The sequence below is a fragment of the Mesorhizobium sp. B1-1-8 genome, from assembly GCF_006442795.2.
Classification (GTDB): domain Bacteria; phylum Pseudomonadota; class Alphaproteobacteria; order Rhizobiales; family Rhizobiaceae; genus Mesorhizobium.
The window spans coordinates 5,272,075-5,292,820 of the sequence record NZ_CP083956.1 but is presented as its reverse complement, the minus strand read 5'-3'; the positions used below and the strand labels follow the sequence as shown (position 1 = coordinate 5,292,820).

17 protein-coding genes are annotated in these 20,746 nt (G+C 60.7%); 4 read left to right on the top strand and 13 right to left on the bottom strand.

The features are described 5' to 3' along the window. Positions 1-121: 121 nt before the first annotated feature. Positions 122-1,507 carry a hypothetical protein gene (locus FJ974_RS25880; protein ID WP_140535376.1) on the bottom strand — a complete coding sequence of 462 codons (1,386 nt, stop codon included), beginning with the start codon at positions 1,505-1,507 and terminating at the stop codon, positions 122-124. Between the two features lie 147 nt (positions 1,508-1,654). After that, a complete protein-coding gene (locus FJ974_RS25875) occupies positions 1,655-2,179 on the bottom strand; it encodes a GNAT family N-acetyltransferase (RefSeq protein ID WP_140535378.1) in 525 nt (174 codons plus the stop codon). Positions 2,180-2,396: 217 nt separating this feature from the next. Here FJ974_RS25875 and FJ974_RS25870 point away from each other — a divergent pair, with 217 nt between their 5' ends. Then, the gene (locus tag FJ974_RS25870) at positions 2,397-3,812 is read left to right on the top strand and encodes an adenylate/guanylate cyclase domain-containing protein (RefSeq protein ID WP_140535381.1); all 1,416 of its coding nucleotides are present in this window, start codon (positions 2,397-2,399) and stop codon (positions 3,810-3,812) included. A 58-nt stretch (positions 3,813-3,870) separates the two neighbouring features. On the opposite strand, the gene FJ974_RS25865 is transcribed toward FJ974_RS25870, so the two are convergent. From FJ974_RS25865 to FJ974_RS25835, 7 genes are all read right to left on the bottom strand, one after another. Beyond that, positions 3,871-4,350, bottom strand: a complete 480-nt coding sequence (locus tag FJ974_RS25865) for a class I SAM-dependent methyltransferase (RefSeq protein WP_140535531.1) — start codon at positions 4,348-4,350, stop codon at positions 3,871-3,873. A gap of 146 nt (positions 4,351-4,496) precedes the next feature. Further along, a complete protein-coding gene (locus FJ974_RS25860; RefSeq protein ID WP_140535384.1) occupies positions 4,497-5,678 on the bottom strand; it encodes an ABC transporter permease in 1,182 nt (393 codons plus the stop codon). Then, on the bottom strand, positions 5,675-6,673 hold the full coding sequence (locus FJ974_RS25855) for an ABC transporter permease (protein WP_140535387.1): 999 nt from the start codon (positions 6,671-6,673) through the stop codon (positions 5,675-5,677). Before FJ974_RS25855 ends, FJ974_RS25860 begins: the two co-directional genes overlap by 4 nt. Positions 6,674-6,675: 2 nt before the next feature. Then, positions 6,676-8,544, bottom strand: a complete 1,869-nt coding sequence (locus FJ974_RS25850; protein WP_413468327.1) for an ABC transporter substrate-binding protein — start codon at positions 8,542-8,544, stop codon at positions 6,676-6,678. A gap of 26 nt (positions 8,545-8,570) precedes the next feature. Next, a complete protein-coding gene (locus tag FJ974_RS25845) occupies positions 8,571-10,466 on the bottom strand; it encodes an ABC transporter ATP-binding protein (RefSeq protein WP_140535392.1) in 1,896 nt (631 codons plus the stop codon). Between the two features lie 149 nt (positions 10,467-10,615). Beyond that, the gene (locus FJ974_RS25840) at positions 10,616-11,956 is read right to left on the bottom strand and encodes an adenylate/guanylate cyclase domain-containing protein (RefSeq protein ID WP_140535395.1); all 1,341 of its coding nucleotides are present in this window, start codon (positions 11,954-11,956) and stop codon (positions 10,616-10,618) included. A 298-nt stretch (positions 11,957-12,254) separates the two neighbouring features. Then, the gene (locus FJ974_RS25835) at positions 12,255-13,415 is read right to left on the bottom strand and encodes a DUF3095 domain-containing protein (RefSeq protein WP_140535534.1); all 1,161 of its coding nucleotides are present in this window, start codon (positions 13,413-13,415) and stop codon (positions 12,255-12,257) included. 74 nt (positions 13,416-13,489) lie between these two features. On the opposite strand from FJ974_RS25835, the gene FJ974_RS25830 reads away from it, so the two are divergent. Then, complete coding sequence (locus FJ974_RS25830; RefSeq protein ID WP_140535398.1) at positions 13,490-14,578, top strand: glycosyltransferase family 4 protein; 1,089 nt, start codon at positions 13,490-13,492, stop codon at positions 14,576-14,578. Further along, entirely contained in the window at positions 14,575-15,351 is a 777-nt protein-coding gene (locus tag FJ974_RS25825) for a polysaccharide deacetylase family protein (RefSeq protein WP_140535401.1), read from the top strand. Before FJ974_RS25830 ends, FJ974_RS25825 begins: the two co-directional genes overlap by 4 nt. Before the next feature lie 44 nt (positions 15,352-15,395). Here the strand turns inward: FJ974_RS25825 and FJ974_RS25820 are convergent, their stop codons facing one another. The 4 genes from FJ974_RS25820 to FJ974_RS25805 form a co-directional block, all read right to left on the bottom strand. After that, positions 15,396-16,253 carry an MBL fold metallo-hydrolase gene (locus FJ974_RS25820; protein WP_140535403.1) on the bottom strand — a complete coding sequence of 286 codons (858 nt, stop codon included), beginning with the start codon at positions 16,251-16,253 and terminating at the stop codon, positions 15,396-15,398. A gap of 75 nt (positions 16,254-16,328) precedes the next feature. Beyond that, positions 16,329-16,778 carry a cyclic nucleotide-binding domain-containing protein gene (locus tag FJ974_RS25815; RefSeq protein ID WP_140535406.1) on the bottom strand — a complete coding sequence of 150 codons (450 nt, stop codon included), beginning with the start codon at positions 16,776-16,778 and terminating at the stop codon, positions 16,329-16,331. A gap of 190 nt (positions 16,779-16,968) precedes the next feature. Further along, a complete protein-coding gene (locus FJ974_RS25810) occupies positions 16,969-19,683 on the bottom strand; it encodes an ABC transporter ATP-binding protein (RefSeq protein WP_140535409.1) in 2,715 nt (904 codons plus the stop codon). A gap of 16 nt (positions 19,684-19,699) precedes the next feature. Then, positions 19,700-19,936, bottom strand: a complete 237-nt coding sequence (locus tag FJ974_RS25805) for a hypothetical protein (RefSeq protein WP_226891405.1) — start codon at positions 19,934-19,936, stop codon at positions 19,700-19,702. Positions 19,937-20,011: 75 nt separating this feature from the next. On the opposite strand from FJ974_RS25805, the gene FJ974_RS25800 reads away from it, so the two are divergent. Further along, positions 20,012-20,686, top strand: coding sequence for a class I SAM-dependent methyltransferase (locus FJ974_RS25800; RefSeq protein WP_413468326.1), 675 nt, complete (start codon positions 20,012-20,014; stop codon positions 20,684-20,686). The last annotated feature ends 60 nt before the right edge of the window (positions 20,687-20,746 follow it).

The window sequence follows — 20,746 nt, the reverse complement described above, 5'->3', positions numbered from 1 at the left end:
AGCAATTCCAGGAAAAGTATGACACGGTTAGGCTCGGCGACTTCGCCGTAGCCTTCCGTCCGGAATTGCGTAAAACAAAGAGATAGAGTGTTTCGCCGTTTCCGTGAAACGGTGAAACGCTTTAGGTCGCCTTGATCTCTGCTCTGCCGATCTTGCGCCATCGGGCGTTTTCGGGAACCAGTTTCAGGTCGTCGGTCGTTTCGGCAAATGTCCGCAACCGATATTGCCTCAGCAGCTCAGGAAAGACCGCTCCTTCCGGAAGGCCGGCAAGCTGCTCGCGGACCGAGATCTTTTCGTCGATGACCCGCATGCCCCAGGCATTTTCCCGAACCTGCAGCTCCGCAGCCAGATCGCGCTCTTCCGGCGCGGTTTCGTCCAGAGCATCCAGCAGGATCGAGTGGAAAAGCGCTACATAGCCAATCTGTCTCAAGCCCCCTACGACCCGAACCCGCGGCAATATGGCAAGGACGAGGAACATCAGGAATAGGTTCGGCAGCAGCACGCCGTCCAGCAGCGCCTGCCTGAGATGGGTCCGCTCGAACGGGATGGAAAGACCATGCGGCCTGTCAGGCTCGATCAGGTGCCCGTTCTCGATGACGAGCTTGCGCACACGCTCCTCGCGGATTCCCCAGAAATAGTCCGTGGCATTGGGCAGGAATCTGCCAAATGGGCTCGATGCCGCCGTTTGCAAGGCATGGTCGAGACGCCGGCGTCTTGCGGGGTCGACGAGCAGCCTGGAAAGAAGGCTGCCGTCATATTCCAGATGCCGCGCCATGGCAGCCGCGGCGAGCCGATCATCGATGAAAACCGGCAGGGCCATGCCGGAACGGTCCCAATTGGCAACCAGATCCTCGTTGAGGGCCGTCAACGCATCGGCGGCGGTTCCAAACACTTTGTCCCGACTGGCAAGCACCGTGCCCAGCCAGCGGCTGGCATCCGTTTCATCGCCCACCGCTTCGAGCGCGCGCTTGTTGAGGGAGACGGGACCGGCCACGCAGGCGCTTTTGCGGCACAGTTTGTGGCGTCCCATGCCAAACAGGTTGATCTTGTCGTCGCCAACATCGAGCCATCCCGGCCCCTCCCGGCCAATTGTCTCCATGGTCATCGTCGCTCCCATGAAGCAGAAGAAGGCCGATAGCCCGTTTTCGACCGCACCGAGCCAGGCAAGCAGCAGGGCATCGAAGGTGATCCGGTCCATCAGCAGCAGGCAGTGCAGGCCGGACTGAATCACCGGTCTACGCTCGAACTCTTCGAGGACCTTGCCGATCTCCGCAGACTGCATAGTCAGGCCGAGGCGCTGATGCAGGACGTCGCGCAGGATCGAGCGGGCAGCGATCGCCGGGCTCGATACCGGCCTTGCCACCGGCCGCCACAGATGGCGAGCGTAACCGGAAACCGGTGCATTCCAGTTCTGCTTGATGTCATGAGCGACTTCCGGGCAGAGCAGCGACAGCAAAGCCAGAATTTCCGTTGGAGGCGCAGGGGCTGGGTCAAGGACGGCGCTCATTGTTCCCGTCTAAAGCATGTCTCCCGAAAGTGTGCAGCGGTTTCGGGATAAAGACATGCTTAAAAATCAAAGCAGGTCGCGTGAATTCTTTTTCACGCGACCTGCTTTAGCCGCATGTTGTGCAAACGCCAAGGGAAACAGCGGAACTTAGAACCGCAGCCGGGCCATGCTCAGGAGGTCGTGGTACTGCCCGTCGGTAAAACCGGCCTTCACATGCCGACCTTCGACCTCGAAGCCGTGGCTTTTGTAGAGACGGATGGCCGGTTCGTTGTCGGCATAGACGGTCAATTCGACCCGCTTTAGCGCCCGCCAATTGTCGGCCACGTCAAGCAGCGCGCCAAGTATGGCAGAACCGATGCCCTTGCCGACAAAGGCGTCGTCAAGGCCGATATTGATCTCGCCGATATGCGAACGGCGCGGCGAACCCTGCACGACCAGGCTGCCATGGCCGACGACCTTGCCGCCCAATTCGGCGACGATCCAGGTGGTCTCCTGGCCGGACTTGGCGATGCGCCGCTCCACCTGCTCCACCCTCTCGAAGGGCATCCTGAACGTGCCCCAGCGGAAACCCGGCATATTGAAGATAGCGCATAGCGCCTCCGCATCGCTTGGCCGGACGGCTCGGAGATGCGGCTGGATCTTGTCGGAGGACGGCGAGGTCGTGCTGATCATGGCATTCCCGGCGAAGACAATCGGTCCTGCACGATGCACCGGACGTCACCTGAAAATCCAGCCGTCTCTGCAACCTATGATGCCCTAATGGAAATCGCGCCGTCGTCAGCTCGCTATTCGAATAGCCGTACGGTCCGTTTCGAAGTAAAATGCGCCACTCGGACCAAGAGCGGTCCGGTCAACACGCCTTGATGGCGCATTTTCCGGAGCCTTCACGATGAACGAAGCTCAAGATCTGTTCTCGCTTCTGCGGCAATCGACCGATGTCGATCCGTCGGCAATCGACGCGATTGAGCGAACCATCGCGGAGGGCGAGGACCGCGAGCTTTGCCGCATCAATGCCCCGGCCTTCGCCAGCAGGCATGGCCTCGACGAGGAGCGCGTGATAAGCGCCTTTCTCCATGCCGCGCGGTTGGGCATCTTCGATATCTCGTGGAATGTTCTATGCCCTGGCTGCGGCGGCGTGCTCGACACCAACGCCACGCTAAAGACCCTGCAGAAGGACGAATACACCTGCGCATTGTGCGCCGTAGGTTATTCGCCGAACCTCGACGAGATGGTCGAGGTGACATTCACCGTCAGTCCCCGTATACGCAGGATTGCCGCCCATAATCCGCACGAGCTGCCGTTGACGGAATATTTCCGCCAGATCTACTGGGCGTCCGGCGTCGATCTGCCGGATGGGGATTTCGCGAAAAAGATGGAAGAGATCTCGCTGGAGGATATAGAGCTCGCGCCCGGTGAAAAGGCGGTTCTGCCCATACAGCTTCCGTCCGAGTTCATTATCGTCTTCGAACCGGTCACCCATTCGGTGCAGTTCATCGACGTGAAGGGCGAGCCGACAAAGGAGCGCCGAAGCCTCTCCCTGGTCTTCGACCGCGACCATGTCCAGAGCCAGACGCTGGAGATGCAGCCCGGCCCGTTGCGCATTTCGCTGGAAAACAGGACCGACACCCGCGTGCTGCCGACGGTCTTCATCGCCGGCAAGGGATTGCATGATTTGCTTGGCAATCGCCGGCCCTTCCTCACCGCCAAGCGCCTGCTCACCAACCAGACGTTCCGCGATCTCTATCGCGCGGATACGCTCGACATCAACCAGCGCCTGAAGATCACCAGCCTGACCTTCCTGTTCACCGATCTGCGCGGATCGACCGCGCTTTACGAGCGGGTAGGTGACCTTTCGGCCTTCGATCTCGTGCGCGAGCATTTCCAGGTTCTGCACGAGATCGTCGCGGCCGAGGCGGGCGCGGTAGTCAAGACGATCGGCGATGCGGTGATGGCGACCTTCGCGACGCCTGATCGTGCGATTGCCGCGGCCCTCAGGATTCGCGAAGCCATGCGTGCGCTCAACGAAAAGAGCGGGCGCGAGGATCTGCTGCTCAAGATCGGAGTCCATGCCGGCCCCTGCATTGCCGTGTCAATGAACGAGCGACAGGACTATTTCGGCCAGACGGTCAACATTGCCTCGCGGGTCCAGAACCTTGCCAATGCACAGGCGATTTTCGCTACGCGCGCTGTGGTCGACGACAATCTCACCGCCGACCTGTTGCACAAGAACGCGCTGACGCCCGTGCCCCACGAGGTGGCGCTGCGTGGGATTGGGCGAGAGATAGCGGTATACACGATCCCCTGAAGACTCAGGCCACGAAGAGAAGGCTTGGGCCCCTGAAGATTTGGGCCGTCTCCGCCCCTTACACGCGCCTGCAGAGGAAATAACGGTCGGCAGGCTCCGAAGTCGGCGGCGGGAGGCATTGCAGCAGCGGATGATCGAGGGGCGTGCCGCTGACCGCGAACCCGCCGACGCGAAGCAGGCGCGCAATCAGATCGGGAAGCCAGGTAGCGGTCACTGCATCGCGATCGTCATAGCCGGTGCCGATGTCGGCATGAACAAGAGCGGCGTCGATGCCGATGAACCTGCGGGCCGTCTCGCGTATTTCGCCGAGCACGAGGTTTTCAGCTTCGGGAATTGAGCTGGCATGCGCGCCAACTTCACGGTCGAACGCCACGATCCGGCGTCCGGGCAGGCGCTCCCGCAGATGGTGGAACGTCCTGCCATTGCCGAGGCCGAGTTCGAGCACAAGCCCCTCCATCTTCGCTACCTCGGGGCAGATTTGATTGAGAATGTCGCGCTGTGCGGTCATCCGGCTGATGAAATTGTCGAGGCGACTCATATGCGATTGTACGTCCTGAACCAGCAGCCCGATCGGCGCTTGCCGCATATAGAGGCGAACGACGAACCCTGCAATAACGCAACCGGCCGCCGACAAGCGTCATTTCGGGTGGAGTCGTCGGCAGGCCGCGCGGCGGAACAACGATCTCACTTGTAGGGGTCCGCGGCGTCCCGCAAGCCGTCGCCGAGGAAGTTGAACGCCAGGATGACGAGAATGACTGGGAGCATCGGCAAAAGCAGCCATGGATAGAACGCGATCACGCTGACGCTGCGCGCCTCGGTAAGCAGGATGCCCCAACTGGTTATCGGCGCCCTCAGGCCGAGCCCGAGGAAGCTCAGCGCCGTCTCGCCCAGGATCATGCCGGGTATGGAGATCGTCGCCGTCGCGATCAGATGCGACATGAAGCCGGGAATGAGGTGCCGCCGGATAATGCGGCTGCTGGTGGCGCCCATCAATTGCGCGGCCAGAACGTAATCCTCCTCGCGCAAGGCTAGGAGCTTCGAGCGCACGGCCCGCGCCAGTCCGGTCCAGTGGAGCAGCCCGAGGATGACGGTGATGCCGAAATAGATCAGGATCGGACTCCAGGTTATCGGCATGATCGCCGCCAGAGCCAGCCATAGCGGAATGCTGGGGATCGATTGCAGAACTTCGATGATCCGTTGGACGATCAGGTCGAAGATACCGCCGTGATAGCCGGCCAGCCCCCCGATGACTATGCCGAGCAGGAAGCTGAAACTGATGCCGACGAGGCCGATCGTCAGGGAAATGCGTGCGCCATAGATGATGCGCGAGAGCACGTCGCGCCCCAGCCTGTCGGTGCCCGCCAGAAAGAGCTGGCCGTTTTCGGCTGGGCAGACAAAATGCCTGTCACCTTCGAACAGGCCCCAGAACCGGTAACTGTCGCCCTTGCAGAAGAAGCGGATCGGCTGAACATCGTCCTGTTTCTCGATGTAGTTCCGCTTGAGTGTATCCATATCCAGCGTCATCTGGCGGCCATAGACGAACGGCCCGACGAACTGGCCGTTGTGGAACAGGTGCACCCGCTGCGGCGGCGAATAGATGAAGTCCATATTGCGCGTGTGCAGGTTGTAGGGCGCCAGGAACTCGCAGATCAGTATCCCGAAATAGAGCGCTGCCAGGAATATGCCGGATATAACGGCAAGCCGGTGCTTTCGGAATTTCCACCACATCAGCCGCAACTGCGACGCCTGAAAGACCTTCGACTGCTCCGCCGTCATCGCCTCGACCGACTGCAGGTCAAAGGGCGCGATGGAAACGTAGTGTTGCAGCGGAGCACCCGGAGCAGGCAGCGGCGATTGCGTGTTCATTTGGTGCTGCCGCCCTGCAGACGAATTCGCGGATCAAGCAGCGCCAGCGCCAGGTCGGAAATCAGGACGCCGATGACCGTCAGGAAGGCGAGGAACATCAGGAACGACCCTGCCAGATACATGTCCTGGCTTTGCAGCGCCCTGATCAGCATCGGGCCGGTCGTTTCCAAAGACAGCACGATCGCCGTGATTTCGGCGCCGGAGATGATGGCCGGCAGGATAGAGCCGATGTCGGAAATGAAGAAATTGAGCGCCATGCGCAGCGGATATTTGACCAGCGTCTTGAAGGGATGAAGACCTTTGGCGCGCGCGGTAACGACATATTGCTTGTGAAGCTCGTCGAGCAGATTGGCGCGCAGCCGCCGGATCATGCTTGCCGTGCCCCCGGTGCCGATGATCAGGACCGGGATCCAGAGGTGGGCGAGGATCGACTTCGCCTTGGCCCAGCTCATCGGTTCGCCGAGATATTGCTGGTCCATGAGATGGCCGATGGACGTGCCGAACCAGATGTTGGCGAAATACATCAGGATCAGCGCCAGCATGAAGTTCGGAATGGCAAGGCCTAGAAGGCCGAAGAGAGTCAGGCCGTAGTCGCCCCAGCTGTATTGATGCGTGGCGGAGTACATGCCGATCGGAAAGGCGATGAGCCAGGTGACGATGATCGTGACGAACGAAACCAGCACGGTCAGCCACATTCGGTCCCCGATGACATCGCGAACCGGCAGCTCGTATTCGAAGGAATAGCCGAAATCGCCGTGCAGCATCCCGCCGACCCAGTAGAAGTAACGGATGACCGGCGGCTTGTCGAAACCATATTCCTTGCGCATCATCTGGATGCGATCGGAATCCACCGCTTCGCCCTGGGCCCGAAGCTCGGCAACATAGCTGTCGAAATAGTCGCCTGGGGGAAGCTCGATGATCGTGAACACCAGCGCCGATATGACCAGCAGCGTTGGAACCATAACGGCAATGCGCCAGACAATATATCGAAGCACGCTCAGGACTCTCCCAGCCAGAATGTGTCCGGCATGTAGACACCGAAATAGGCAGTCGGGTCGTAGCCGTAGAGGGCCTTGTCAGGCAGATTGCGCAGCCGCGAGGATGCCAGGACCGGCTGATGCGTTCCGTTCACCGTGCCGATCGAAAACACCTGATCGGTGTAGATCGACAGCATTGAATTCCAGATTTCGGCGCGCTCCGCGGCTGCGGTCGATGCGTTCCAGCGCTTGAGCAAAGCCATCAACTCGACCACAGGCGGAAGGTCGGGCGCCTCGCCGACCGTGCCATGCGACAAGTAGTGGGCACCCCAGAGCGGCCATTGCAGCTGGTCGTCGACGGTGGGAGCCAGTTGGTACGGGTTCATGTCGGCGGTCGCCACGCCATTGTCGATGCCCGACCACATCGACATCATGATCTGGCCGCCAAGCGCGCGGCTGCGGAAGATGTCGCGCTGGGAAGTCCGGATGAACAGGGCAATGCCGATCTGGCGCCAGTGATCGGTGATGAGTTCGAGCGCGTCGGTTTCCAGCGTGCTTTCGCCGGCCGTTTCCACTATGATCTGCGCCGGGCGTCCATCGGGAAGGATCCGCAGGCCATCATTGTCACGTGCCTTAAGCCCGACCTCGTCGAGCAGGGCATTGGCCTGGTCGGGATCGTGGGCAACCCAGGCCTTCGCGAATTCCGGCCGGTAGAGCGGGCTCTCCGGCAAGACCGTATCGGCACTTTCCTGCGCCAATCCGTAGAACACGGCCAAATTGATCTCGCGCCTGTCCACAGCCAGCGAAAGTGCGCGGCGCACGCGCACGTCGCGAAGAAGGCCACGCCACACCTGGTCGGAGCAATTCAGATTGGGCAGCAGCGCCAGCCGCGAACCCTGTGTGCGTTTCCACAGATGCATCTTCACCGGGTAGCGCTTCTCCGCGTCTTTCAGGAAGGCGTAATCGGTGAAGTCAATTCCCATCCCTTGCAGATCGCTCTCGCCCGCACCGGTCTTGGCGGAAATGATCGCAGATGAGCTGACATTCATGACAATACGGTCAACATAGGGCAGTTGCCGGCCATTCTCGTCTATTCGATGAAAGAACGGGTTCCGCTCGAAGACGAACTGCTCAGCCGGCGGCTTGGTCCGGTTCTGCCAGGGATCGAGCGTCGGCAGATCCGGGTTTTCCGGGCGATACTGCCGCGACATGCGGATATGCAGCAGCGTCCATTTCCGGGCCCGGTTCTCCTTCATCAGGCCGGCGAGCCGGAACGGATCCTGGTATTTCTTGTGGAATTGCTTGAGATAGGCGGACGGCAGAACAAGCGATAGCGGCGAAGCCGCGGCGAGCTTGGGCAGGAAGTCGGGATTGGGCGCATCCCAACTATAGCGGACCGTCGACGGATCGACGATCTCGAAGCGTGGCGGCTTGCCATCCGCCAGCAGGGCAGGGGCGAGATCGCCTTGCGAAAGCTCATCGTTCAGCCAGACATCTTCCCAGCAATAGCGAAAATCCTCCGGCGTCAGCAGGCTGCCGTCGGACCATTTATGTCCTTCCCGTAGCTTGAAAGTGAAGACGCGATCATCCGCTACGTCGAAACTTTCGAGAATGTCGGGGTGCAAGTTAAGCTTTTCGTCGTAGCCGACCAGGCGAGCATACCCGTAGATTGTCATCATCCGGATATCTTTCTGGCTGCCAATGATCGTGCGCAGCGTGCCGCCATACTGGCCGGGCTGCCGGCCCATTGCAGCGAGATTCAACACGCGCGGGCTCTTGGGCAAGCGGTCGGCGAGTGCCGGCAGCGCCCTGGCCTTCAGCTGGGGCTGAAGAAATTCCGGCTCCAGATCGCCGGCATGCACCGTGCTCGGCAGAAATGCCGAAGCCATAAGTCCAAGGATGGTGCGCCGGCTGATCAATGGCGCAGCTCGCTGACATCGGCCGAACGTCGCGCCAGCACGAGGTGGCCGCCGCCAAGATCGAGCGGCGACAGCACATCCTCGTCACCCTCGTCGCGGAATTGCGGTCCCCATGCGCTGGTGTCGGAAGCGCCGCCGAGCTTCAGCGTCTTGAAATCCATCGGCCTGTCGAGATCGGGGAAAGGCACTGCGGCGACCAGCGAGCGCGTGTAGGGGTGGATCGGTTTCCTGAGCAGAATTTCGCGCGGCGCAAGCTCGACGATACGCCCGCCGCACATCACCGCGATGCGGTCCGCCATGTAGTCCACCACCGCCAGGTTGTGCGATATGAACAGGTAGGTCAGGCCCAGTTCCTTCTGCAGGTCCTTCAGAAGGTTGAGGATCTGCGCCTGGACAGAGACATCGAGCGCCGAAACCGGCTCGTCGCAGATCAGCAGTTCAGGCCCCAGCGCCAGCGCGCGTGCGATGCCGATACGCTGACGCTGCCCGCCGGAGAAACTGTGCGGATAACGCTTGATGAAGCGCGGATCGAGCCCGATTGCCTGCATCAGGCTCTTGACCGTGGCGAGTCGGGACGCGGCATTGCCACGTTGATGGATTTCCAGCGGCTCGCTCAGGATGTTCTCCACCGTCATGCGAGGTGAAAGCGACGAAACAGGATCCTGGAAGACCATCTGGATTTTCGCGCGCAGCATGCGCAGGGCGTCTCCCTCGCCCGCCAAAACGTCGATCGGTCCATCGCGGCCGTTGAAGATCACGGACCCGCCGTTAGGGGTGACAGCCCGCATGAGGATCTTGCTGACGGTGGTTTTGCCACAGCCGCTTTCGCCGACCAGGCCCAGGCACTCACCCCGCCTGATATCGAAGCTCACGCCGTCCACGGCGCGAACAGAGGTTTGATGATCCCCGCCGAACCATCCGGATTTGCGGATGGTGAAGGTCTTCTTCAGATCCCTGACCGACAGCAGGATGTCGTCAGGTCCCTTCGATGCGGGCGCCGTCTGCTTGCCGAGCAGGTTCCCGACATTCACCGGCACCTCGCGGAGCGCCTTTAGCCTTTCGCCAGGCTTCAGGTCGAAATGCGGAACGGCAGCCATCAGGCCCTTCAGGTAAGGGTGACCCGGCCGGCGGAATATCGCCTCGACAGGTCCCGCTTCCATGATCTCGCCATGATACATGACCACCACCTCGTCGGCGACATTGGCGACCACGCCGAGGTCGTGCGTGATCAGCAGCATCGCCATGTTCAGCTGGAGCTGAAGCCTGCGCAGCAATTGCAGGATTTGCGCCTGGATGGTGACGTCCAACGCCGTCGTCGGCTCATCGGCGATCAACAGGGCGGGCCGGCAGATAAGAGCCATGGCGATCATGGCGCGTTGACGCAGTCCTCCCGAAAGTTCAAAGGGATACATGTCATAGGCGCGCTTGGGATTGGGAAAGCCGACAAGGCTGAGCATTTCCTCGGTTCGCGCCTTGCGCTCCGCCCGACCCATGAGCGTATGAATCTGCAGGGATTCGCTGACCTGGTTGCCGATCGTGTGCAGCGGCGACAGCGATGTCATCGGCTCCTGAAAGATCTTGCCGATGCGGCTGCCTCGCAACGCCCGGATTTCGGGGCCATCACGCGGCATCTGCAGCATATCCTGCGTCGTGCCGGGTTTTTCAGGATCGGAAAACAGGATACGGCCGCGAACATGGGCTATGTTCGGCAAAATGCCCATCACTGCCTGGCTGAGAACCGATTTTCCGGAGCCTGACTCGCCCACAAGCGCCGTAACCTTGCCGGGCAGGACGCGAAGATTTGCGCGCCTGACGGCATGCAACGGTCCCCCGATAATGGCAAAAGAGATGCCAACATCCTCGATCCGCAGCAGATCAAATTGCGAATTCATTCTCACACCAGACCCCACTCTGGCGGCCTGCCGCGCGGCAGCCCCAGTAAGCGAGACTAGCGCATTGCCAGCTTAGAGCAACTTGGATTCGAAACGATCGTCAGTCGGCGACTGGACTGCATAAAGGCGTTCGAATCGGATCGTGGCGGTTACTGGAGTTTCATCGGGTCGCCCGCCGACATCCGCGCGGCATCGCGGTGAAGCAGCATGACCTGCTCGGCGTCCGATCTTCGCTCGTAAACCGGCTCCAGCGCACCGTCTTCATCGACTGCAAGAGCACCCGACAGATCGGGTGAAAGCACCATCAGCTTCTGCTTGATGCCATCCAATTCCTCGTTGCCGAGCGTCAGCCAGTTGCCGGCGCCGCAATAGCTGGCGAAATCTTTGCTGGCGAGAACACTATGCGGATATTTCTTGGTCAAGGTCTGGAGGCGCTGGACCTCGTTTACAGCCGAGCCGAAAACAGAGAACGTGAGCCGGTCGGTAAGCCCGACATTGCCGAACATCACATTGCCGACATGCAGGCCGATGCCAAATTTTATGTCGGGCAATCCTAGTTCCTTTCTGCGCAGATTGAGGTCCATCATGCGCGCCGTGGCCTGGTGCGCTGCCGCAAGAGCAGCCTGGCAGGCGATCTCGGACTGCGAACGGTGCCTTTCGCAAGGGTAGACGGCGATAAAGCCATCACCGATGAAACTCATGATCTGGCCGCCTTTGCGATTGAAAGGTGCGGCAACGGCGTCGAAAAACTGGTTCAGCGTGTCGATATAAATTTCGCGGCCCGAGGTTTCGGCAAGTCTCGACGACCCACGCATATCGCCCATGACCAGTGCGGCCCGGATAGTATCGCCCTCGCCGCGCTTGATCTGACCGTCCAGCACGCGCCGGCCGGCGTCGCCGCCCAGATAAGTGGTCATCATGTTGTCGGCGAGCTTGGTGAGCACCGCCATCTTGGTCGCGATAGCGAGATGGCTCTGGATGCGCAGCAGCGCCGAAATCATGCTGTCGCTGAAGCCTGCAGCACTGTCGGTGGACCAAGACCCTATCATGCCCTGACCGGTGTTGCCGCTGAAGTGATGGACGAAGGCCATGTAATCGGTGACGCCCATAAGCTTGAGGTCATCGAAAACAGGAAACTCCGACGGCACCGACGGGTCGAGCCGGCGCCTCAGATGCTCGAGCTTATTGCTGAGCAGATAATAGTATGGGCTGGTCAGGAATCTGTCAGACGGCACGCCGTCCTTTTTGCGGAAACCTTCCACTTCCATGCCCTGGCCGCGAAACCAGGTGAAGCCAAGCGCGTCGTAAAGCGGATGAAGCATCGAAAAGCTCAGATGCACCCGCTTCAGCGGCAGGCCGGCAGCAGCCAGCCGTTCGCAAAAGCCTTTTATCAACGTTTCCAGGTCGTTGCCCACCAGCGCCGACTGGGTCAGCCAATCGGCAACCTTATCCATGAGAATGGTGGAAATTTCCGCTTGCGCCGTGCTCATGCTATCTCGAAACCGCCATTTGCTTTGATCCGCCATAACACAGTCCGCCAGCAACCCAAAGATAAGGCCGCGAAGTCAACGGGGCCGGCTTCGGCGGCAAAAGCGGCGAAGAATGCCCGGACGCCTGCCCCCATAGCCAAGTAGCATGCTCCACTGCCTGCATGTCCTGTGGCATCATGTGGCGAGGCTGCCGGCGGAATGCAATTCGGACAGGCCGTCCGGTTCCATGGCGAGGCTTACTGGTCCCAAGAACCATGGCCGAGGCATTTTGCGGAAGATCGATTTCCACAAGCCGTCATCAGACCGGCACCTTCGCCTTCAGGCCTGCGGCAGCCATCGCATAGCCGCCGGCCGCGCCATCGATGAAATGCAGGTGATCGCGCTGCAGCGGCGAAGCGACGAGGCAGGTCATCAAGGCCGATTTCTGGCGATGCAGGCCGTAGTTGCAGATGCCCGCATCTTCCGCCTGCTTCAGCCGGTTCTCGATCTGTTGCAACACATCCGCGTCAACGTCGATGGTCATCTTCAAGCCGTCGTCGAACTTGCGGAAATCCGAATTGCTGGCCACGTCGCGTCTGTAGACCTTTGGATCGAAACTGCCGATCGTCCAGCCATATCTGTCGGTGACAGCCGTAAGCGTCATCAGGAATATTATCCACAGCTTCGACTGCCACCGCCGTCCTGCCGGCGCTACGGCCCGTGCTTCGATATCGAGGCCGGCGGGCACGAGGCTGTAGCCCGGCCCGTTCACCGGCACCGGGTGGCCGTCGCGTTCCTGCATGCCGGCGAGGGCGATGATGTCGGAAGCCAGAAACTGAAAACCGCGCAAGTCGCGCGATGCCCCGGGTATGGCGATGATCGAGACGATTTCGCCATGCCTGGATTCGATCGGATTCCAGCGGCAGGAGAGGCCGGTCAGATCCGGCCGCGCGCCGGCCGGCGCTGGATCGATGCGGTAGCGCCCCGCCTTCATCTCGGCTTCCGCCCAGCTGCCGCCACCGCCGGCGAACATGGCATAGAAGACCGCCTCGGATGCCTGGAACCTCGCCACGCGAACGTCGAGGCCTTGCGCTCTTATGTCCTTTATCGGCACGATTGCGGCACGCAAGGTCAGGTCCAGTTCGTCCGCCACCCATCTCTGGACAGCCGCCAGCGCGTTGCGGGTGATCTCGAGCGCCGAGCCGGGAAACGCCACGAGCGCGCCGTCGCCGCCGAAGACAAAGGGAAGATCTTGCCGACCCAGCGCGTTGAGCAGCGCCGAAATGACGCTGGCACCGGCCATATTGACGGTTTTATAGCGGCCAGCCTCGATCGCCTTGGTCGAGCCGACGATGTCGGCGGTGGCCAGCGCCCAGCCATCTGGGAGAGGCCGATAGTTGTCGATATCGGCAACGCTCTCGAACTTTGCGAAGACCGGCAGAGAAGCGACAAACGGGTCGGGCGCGGCTGCTGTTTGCATGGGCATTAGATAGCACATTCCACGGCTTGCTTCGAAATTGACTTGCGCCGGCTTTCCGATGATAGGGTCCGGCGATGCGAATTGCCTTCTATGCGCCGCTGAAGTCACCCAATCATCCGGTTGCCTCCGGCGACCGCCAGATGGCGCGGACGCTGATCAAGGCGCTGGAGCACGGCGGGCATAGCGTCGAACTGGCGTCCGAATTACGCTTCTATCTACGCGAGCCGGAGACGAAAAGTTTCGATGCGCTCAAGGTCGAGGCCCGAGAAGAAGCCGCGCGGCTGACAAGGCTTTGGGATCATGACGGCAAGCCCGATCTCTGGTTCTGCTATCATCCCTATTACAAGGCGCCCGACCTGATCGGGCCCGAGCTGGCGTCGGCCTTTGCTGTCCCATACGTGACAGCGGAAGCCTCCTATTCGAGGCGGCGCAACACCGGCTTGTGGGCCGATACGCAAGCGTTGGTGGCGCGAGCCGTCGAACAGGCGGCACTGAACATCTGCTTCACGCAAAGGGATCGTCAGGGACTGACGGATGCGATACCCGATGCCGCCTTCGGCATGCTTTCGCCCTTCATCGACACATCGGTATTCCGGGAAACGCCGGCACCGGTTTGTTCGACGCATCTCGTTGCCGTCGCCATGATGCGCCCCGGCGACAAAGTCGAAAGCTATCGCATGCTGGCGCGAGCGCTCGGTTCGATCGGTTACCTGCCTTGGACCATGTCGGTCGCGGGTGACGGGCCCGCCCGTGAAGAGGTCAAAGCGCAATTCGCCGGCCTGCCCGCCGACCGTATCGAATGGCTTGGCGCGATAGAGCCAGCCGCCGTGCCGGACGTCCTCTACGGTGGGGGAATTTACGTGTGGCCCGGTTTTGGCGAGGCCTATGGCGTAGCCTATCTCGAAGCGCAGGCCGCTGGCCTCCCGGTGGTGGCTCAGGACATCGCCGGCGTGCCGGAGGTCGTGCGGCATGGCCGGACCGGGTTTCTCACCCCGCCGGGCGATGTCGCGGCGTTCGCTTCCGCCATTGAAAGGCTTCTGACCCGCAACGATGAAAGAACCGTCATGGCGGCAGAAGCCAGACGTTTCGTCCTCGAAGAACGCTCCCTCGGCGTTGCGGCGGCGCGTCTGGCCGAACTTCTTGCGGATATCCCGATTTCATGACATCCGATCGGATCTGGCAGCCGTTGGTGGAACTGCTGGCGTCCCGGCAACGGGCGGGCCACAAGGCAGAGTTCTGGCTGCGCGACGATGACGCCGTGGACCCGACGCCTGCGCTTGATCGGCTGCTCGAGCTCACCGGTGAATTTGCGGTTCCGGTCACTCTGGCCGTCATTCCTGCCCTGACTGATGAGAAGCTTGTCGCACGGCTTGACGAGGCGCCACATGCAACGGTCGCCATCCATGGCTGGGCGCACCGAAATCATGCGCCCGAGGATCAGAAAAAGCAGGAGCTCGGCACTCATCGGCCACGCGAGGCGGTGCTCGATGATCTCGCTCGCGGGCTTTCGCACGTAACCGGCCTGCACGGCGCACGTGCCGTTCCGATGCTGGTGCCACCCTGGAACAGGATCGACGCCGGCTTGGTATCCGACCTTGGATCGATAGGATTTGCGGCATTGTCGGTGTACGGGCCGCCGAAGCCGGCTTCGCTGGCGGTCATCAACAGCAATGTCGACATCATGGATTGGCATGGCACGCGCGGTTGCCGCGATCATGGCCTGTTGGTTCAGGCTGTCATCGCGCAATTGCAGCGTGCATTCGACGGCGGCGAACCGGTCGGCCTGCTCACCCACCATCTCGTGCATGATGAATCGGCCTGGCTTTTCCTGGAACGGCTGTTCGCAGTCACGGCACAGACTGAAGCCTGCTCATGGCTTCCGATCAGGACATTGATCGGGCGCAGCGCCGGTAGAGCAATTCCAGGAAAGGTGTGAGCGGTCCGGAATTGCGTCAAAACAAGGAGATAGGGGAAAACAGCTCAGCGCTTTTTTTTGTGCAATGAGACCGGAAATTTGAGCGTCTGGCCATCCCGCGCTGCAAAAGCGTCGGCAAACCTGGCTTTGGCCAGTTTCTCGATCTCGTCCAGTTCCTCGTCGGTGCGTGACGGATCATGGTGAAACAGCGCAAGCCGCCGCGCACCGGCCGCCTCGCAGAGTTTGACGCCCTGTTGCCAGGTCGAGTGCCCGTTGCCGCGGCGGTGCTCCATTTCCTCCTCGGTGTAGGTGGCATCGTAAATGACGAGGTCGGCATCTTCGATCAGGCCAAGCACCGCCTGATCGAGTTTGTCGGGCTGGTGCTCAGTATCCGTGATCACCGCCACGACGCGCCCGCCCCATTCGACGCGGTAGCCTATGCAGCCGCCCGGATGGGTAAGACTGCCGGTTCGGACCACCACCCCTTCGCGCGGCCGAAGCACATCTCCGGATACGAAATCGCGGCAGTCGAGGCTGGCCTTGCAGATATCGAGTGTCACCGGAAACCACGGCGGCTGCATGAACGCATCGACCATCTGCCGGGTCGTCATGCGTCCTGAAAGATGCCCGGACCAAAGCGCAATCTTGAAGCGCCGGTCATAGATCGGCTTGAAAGCAGGCAGCCCGATGATGTGATCGTAGTGGCAATGGGTGAAAAACAGGTCGAAATCGGTCACGCCCGACGCCCGAAGCGCCCCCCCGGCAGGAGGTAGGCCAGAGCCCGCGTCGAACAGAAGCGTATGCTTACCGCATCGCATCTCGATGCAGATGGTGTTGCCGCCATAGCGAGAGAATTCTGGCCCCGATACCGCGATGCTGCCGCGCACGCCCCAAAACCTGACCAGGAAAACGTCGTCGTCCATGCTACCCCTTCGCAGTCCAGTCGCCCATGGTAGCCGGTGCCATCACGACGGCGAGGATTAAGCGCACGTCACTCGCTACTTGGCCCTTCGTGCGTCGATCAGATCCGCGGTCGTATGGCTTAGGCGATCGGCAAGAACCCGCAATATCTCGATCGTCATTTCCGGGAACTCCCTCATAAGCCTCAGGAAATGATCCTTGCGGATCCTCAAAACTTCCAGCGGACTTGCGGCCCTTACGGTGGCGGTGCGATAGCCGTTGCACAATATGGCGATCTCGCCAACGATCGAATTTGGCGCCAGTTCGGCAACTTTTGTCGGTCCGCTGTCGGAATCGACCAGAATATCGGCCCTGCCTGAAAGGATGACATAGGCAGCGTCTCCCTCGTCGCCCTGCCGGAAAAGGATCTGGCCAACGCTGTAGCTCACGCGATCGGATGTGAACGCAATCAGCTTGAGCTTTGCCGGCTCTATGCCGGAGAACAAGGGAACGCGTTGCAGCATTCCAACCTCATCCTTGAGCAGCATTGTCGCAAACCTTCCCAAAGTTCACGTTTTTTGAGACTAGAACAACCGACACCCGGATGGAATCAATTCCGTTTGCGGATGGCGAGACGAACCACGCGAAAGGTGGCGAGCTGATCGGCCGGAACCTCAATTCCTTGACCTTGCAGCAAGTTCCCACCGGCGGAACGATCCCATCTGAATGTCCAATCCTCTATGACAGCAATTCCTTGAAAACACCGTTCCCTGCCAAAAGTGTCTCGTGTGTTCCGTCTTCCACCAAACGACCCGAGTCGAAGACGACAATGCGATCGAACAACATCGCCATCGCCGGGTTCGTCATTACCCACACAATCGCCGGCGAACGGCCGTCGCGTCTGGCCTCCTCGAGCACATTTTGCAGCACCTTATCCTGCACGCGCTGGTCGAGCGCCGACAGCGGCCGGTTGAGGATGAGAAAATCTGGCCGCTTGAGCAAGGCCCGGGCAACATCGAGCTTCTGTCGCTGTCCGCCGGTCAGCCGCCTGCCGCCGGCGCCAACGTTGAAATCCAGGCCGACATTCAGCAGTTCGGCATAAAGCCCCAGTTCGTCAAGAATGTCATAGACGATGGAGCGTATGCGGTCCGGCGCGTCGGGATGGTTGGTGCCCACGCGCCCGAACAGGACATTGTCCATGACGGTAGCCGCGGCAATGTATTTGGCAGGATCGTAACGTTCGACGGCATTTTGCAGCTCTGGCGGCAGGTTTTCATAGAACAGGTTGCGTGCCGAGACGATCTTGCTCATCAGTTCGTCGCTCAGCAGGCCGAAGCGGTGCCGGGGCTCGATATAGGCAAAGCTCAAGCTGACGATCATGGCGCGGTCGTTCTCCGAAACCGCCTCGTATGGACGGTTCTTGAGCCGTTGCAGCAAGGTCTCGTAGGCGGGTATCTCGTCGGCGCTCATGAAGGTGAGCTGCTGGAAGAACTGGTGATCGGGCGGCAGATCGGCAAACAGCTCGATCGCCTGTTCGGCGATCTGCATGCCCATTTCGTAGAGCGTGCGGTCGAGGCCGGCTTGCCTCAGCACGGAGGCAAAATAGGTATTGGCCGCCAGGGCCCTGTCGGCCAGTTCGGGACCGGCGGCAGCGCCGAAGAGCAGGTTTTGGCCGATCGTTGCTTCCTTGTTGTAGGCGCCCGGTTCGAAAGGAACCACCAGTGCGCTCAGCCCTTCGTGTTCCAATCGGGCTCGGAGCGCCGCACGCAGTTGGACAATCCGCCTGGCAAGCTCCGTGTGACGCGTCAGGTCGGCCGACGAGCGCAAGCCAAGATCCAGGATGTCGCGCGACAGAAGAACCGCGTCGAGCACCTGGCGGACGGCTTCAAAGAGGTCGTGTGGGCCGGTGGCGCCTGCGGAACCATAGTTGATCCAGTCGCTGTGGATATCAAGATCCGGATTGCCCGACCGGCTCGCCTCGGTAATGTGCCAGCGGCGCTGGTCTGCCGCAGCACCGTCATAGCTCACCGATGTCAGCGGCGCATGCTTCAACCCGTAGAGCAGATTATCGCGGAGGCTTGCCTGGAACAGGAAAACATCCGACGAGGCATAGGACATGCGCCGGCCGGTCACTGCTTCGGGGAGTTCCAGCAGGTCGTGAGCGCCCGAAACGACCCTTCCGCTGTTCGGCCAGTCCAGCCGCGCGAAGGCTTCTGCGAGCGCCTCCGCTCCACCCGTTGAGGTACTGACCAGCGCCACCGTCTCACCTGGCTTGATCTGGAGCGAGATACGGTCGAGGAGCATTGCACCGCCATCGTCTGCCATGGACAGACTGATCGCCGACAGCGGGTCCGTCATCGGACCGGGGTCGTCGATCGTCAATGCCCCGATTCTCGGTGCAATGACCCCCTCGACGGTGAACTGTTCGACGACCTGCTGATATTTGACCTGGACATCCTGTCGGTCCTGATCCCAGTCGATCAGCTCCTTCATCGGTCCGGGCAGGTCCTTGTAGGCGCCAATCACGGCCACGAGCTGGCCGACGTCCAGCCGCCCCTGGATGACCAGATACCCACCGATCATGTAGAACAGAAAGGGCGTGACCTGCGCGAGAAAATTGTTGAGGAACTTCACCATGAATTTCCATTGGTAAAGATCGAAGCGGATCTTGAAGATGAGTCCGAGCCGGGCTGCTATGTCGGCGCGCTCGTAGTTTGATGTATCGTGGACGTGAACGGCGCCGATGCCGTCGACGATTTCGCCAACCCGGCCCGACAGCGCGCGCGCCGTCAACTGCCGCTGGCGCCCGAGCACGATCAGCCGCCGCCGCATTCGCGGGATGAGCACGATCTGGATCGCCACGATCCCGACCGCTATCATTCCGAGCCAGAAATTCTGGACCATGATGAACAGCATGGCAGTCAGCGCCTGGCCGCCGAGCAGCACCGGCTGCAGGAAGGCATCACCGATGAAGCCGCCAAGCGGCTCCACCTCGTCCTTCACCATGGTCGCCACTTCGGCGGATTTCACCCGCTTGAAGTAACGCGGCGGAAACCGCAACACACGATCGACCAGCTCAAAGCGGATACGCCGCAGCATGCGTTCGCCGAGGCGACCCTTGTAGGTGTTGATGTAGAGTTTGAACAGGCCGTTGACGATGACCAGAAAGAGGAACACAAGGCTCAGGGCAAGCAGCGTCTCCTGGCGGTCGAGCTGAAAACCGGAGAAGAACTGGACGTCTCCGATGAACGGCAGGTCATAGTGCAGCTTCATGAATGGCCGGGTCGCGCCCGGTTGCTCGAAGCCTTTGCCTTGGATCGGGCCGTTGACGATCAGCTTCGGCAGATCGAAGGACATGAAGTATGGGATCATCGAAAGCAGGACGATCAGCAATATCCAGATCTGCTGCTTCTTGGTGTGCGTCCAGATATAGCGGGCTAGGCTGGGTTCCATATGCGACTGCGGACCTTCAGTTGAAGGATGGATGTAAAAGCAGCTGCTGGTGAGAAGCAACCTGCGAGGCGGCGCGACCCAGTTCCGGCGCACGGGCGATGATCACGACATCGGCATTGTTCGTCGGCCAAGAATGCAGCCGGCCAAACGGTTCGCGGCTTCCGTAGGGTTTTGGCGAATGGCCAAGCGGCACGAGGCCGCAGCTGTGCGGCTGGTGCTGGCGGATGGACGCCGATGGTCCGAACAGATGCAACAGGCTCCCTCCGGCACCGGGCAATGACGGCAAGATTGCGTTGTCTCGTCCGAAACCCCAACATACAAGACGAATATGATGGATATCACGCAGCCACGCAATGCCGGCATGGACCAGCATGAGCAAGCCCTGGATCTCACGCGGGGAATTGCTGCTTATCTCAACCACCCTCTCGTGGCGGGGCTGGCGCGCGTCATCAGCAAGCATCCGAAGGCCGATATCGCCAACGCCTTCAACCACAAGCAGGTCGCCTGCAAGATGTGGGCGCTCGACAGGCTGTTCGAAAGCTGCGGCGGCCGGTTCGGGCGCATATGGGTTTTGGGTGGATGGTACGGCGTATTGCCGGCAATGCTTTTCAACGATGCCCGCTTCGATATCGCGGCGGTCGATAGCATCGACATCGATCCCGAAGTCGCGCCGATCGCCCGGACACTCAACCGGGAAGCCGGCGAACGGTTCCGGGCGCTGACGGCAGATATGTACGCGCTCGACTATGCAGCCGGGCGGTCGGACCTGATCGTCAATACGAGCTGCGAACACATAGCCGATCTGCGCGCCTGGCTTGCCCTGCTTCCGCGGGGTACGAATGTATTGCTGCAATCCAACGATTATTTCAGCGAGCCGACGCACATCAACTGCGTGGCTTCGCTCGCAGCCTTCGAGACAATGGCGGCGCTAAGCGAGGTGCGGTTCTCCGGCGAGCTGCCGACAAAGAAATATACGCGCTTCATGCTGATTGGAGCCGTCTGACGCATTTAAAGCATGTCTCCCGAAAGTGTGCAGCGGTTTCGGGATAAAGACATGCATAAA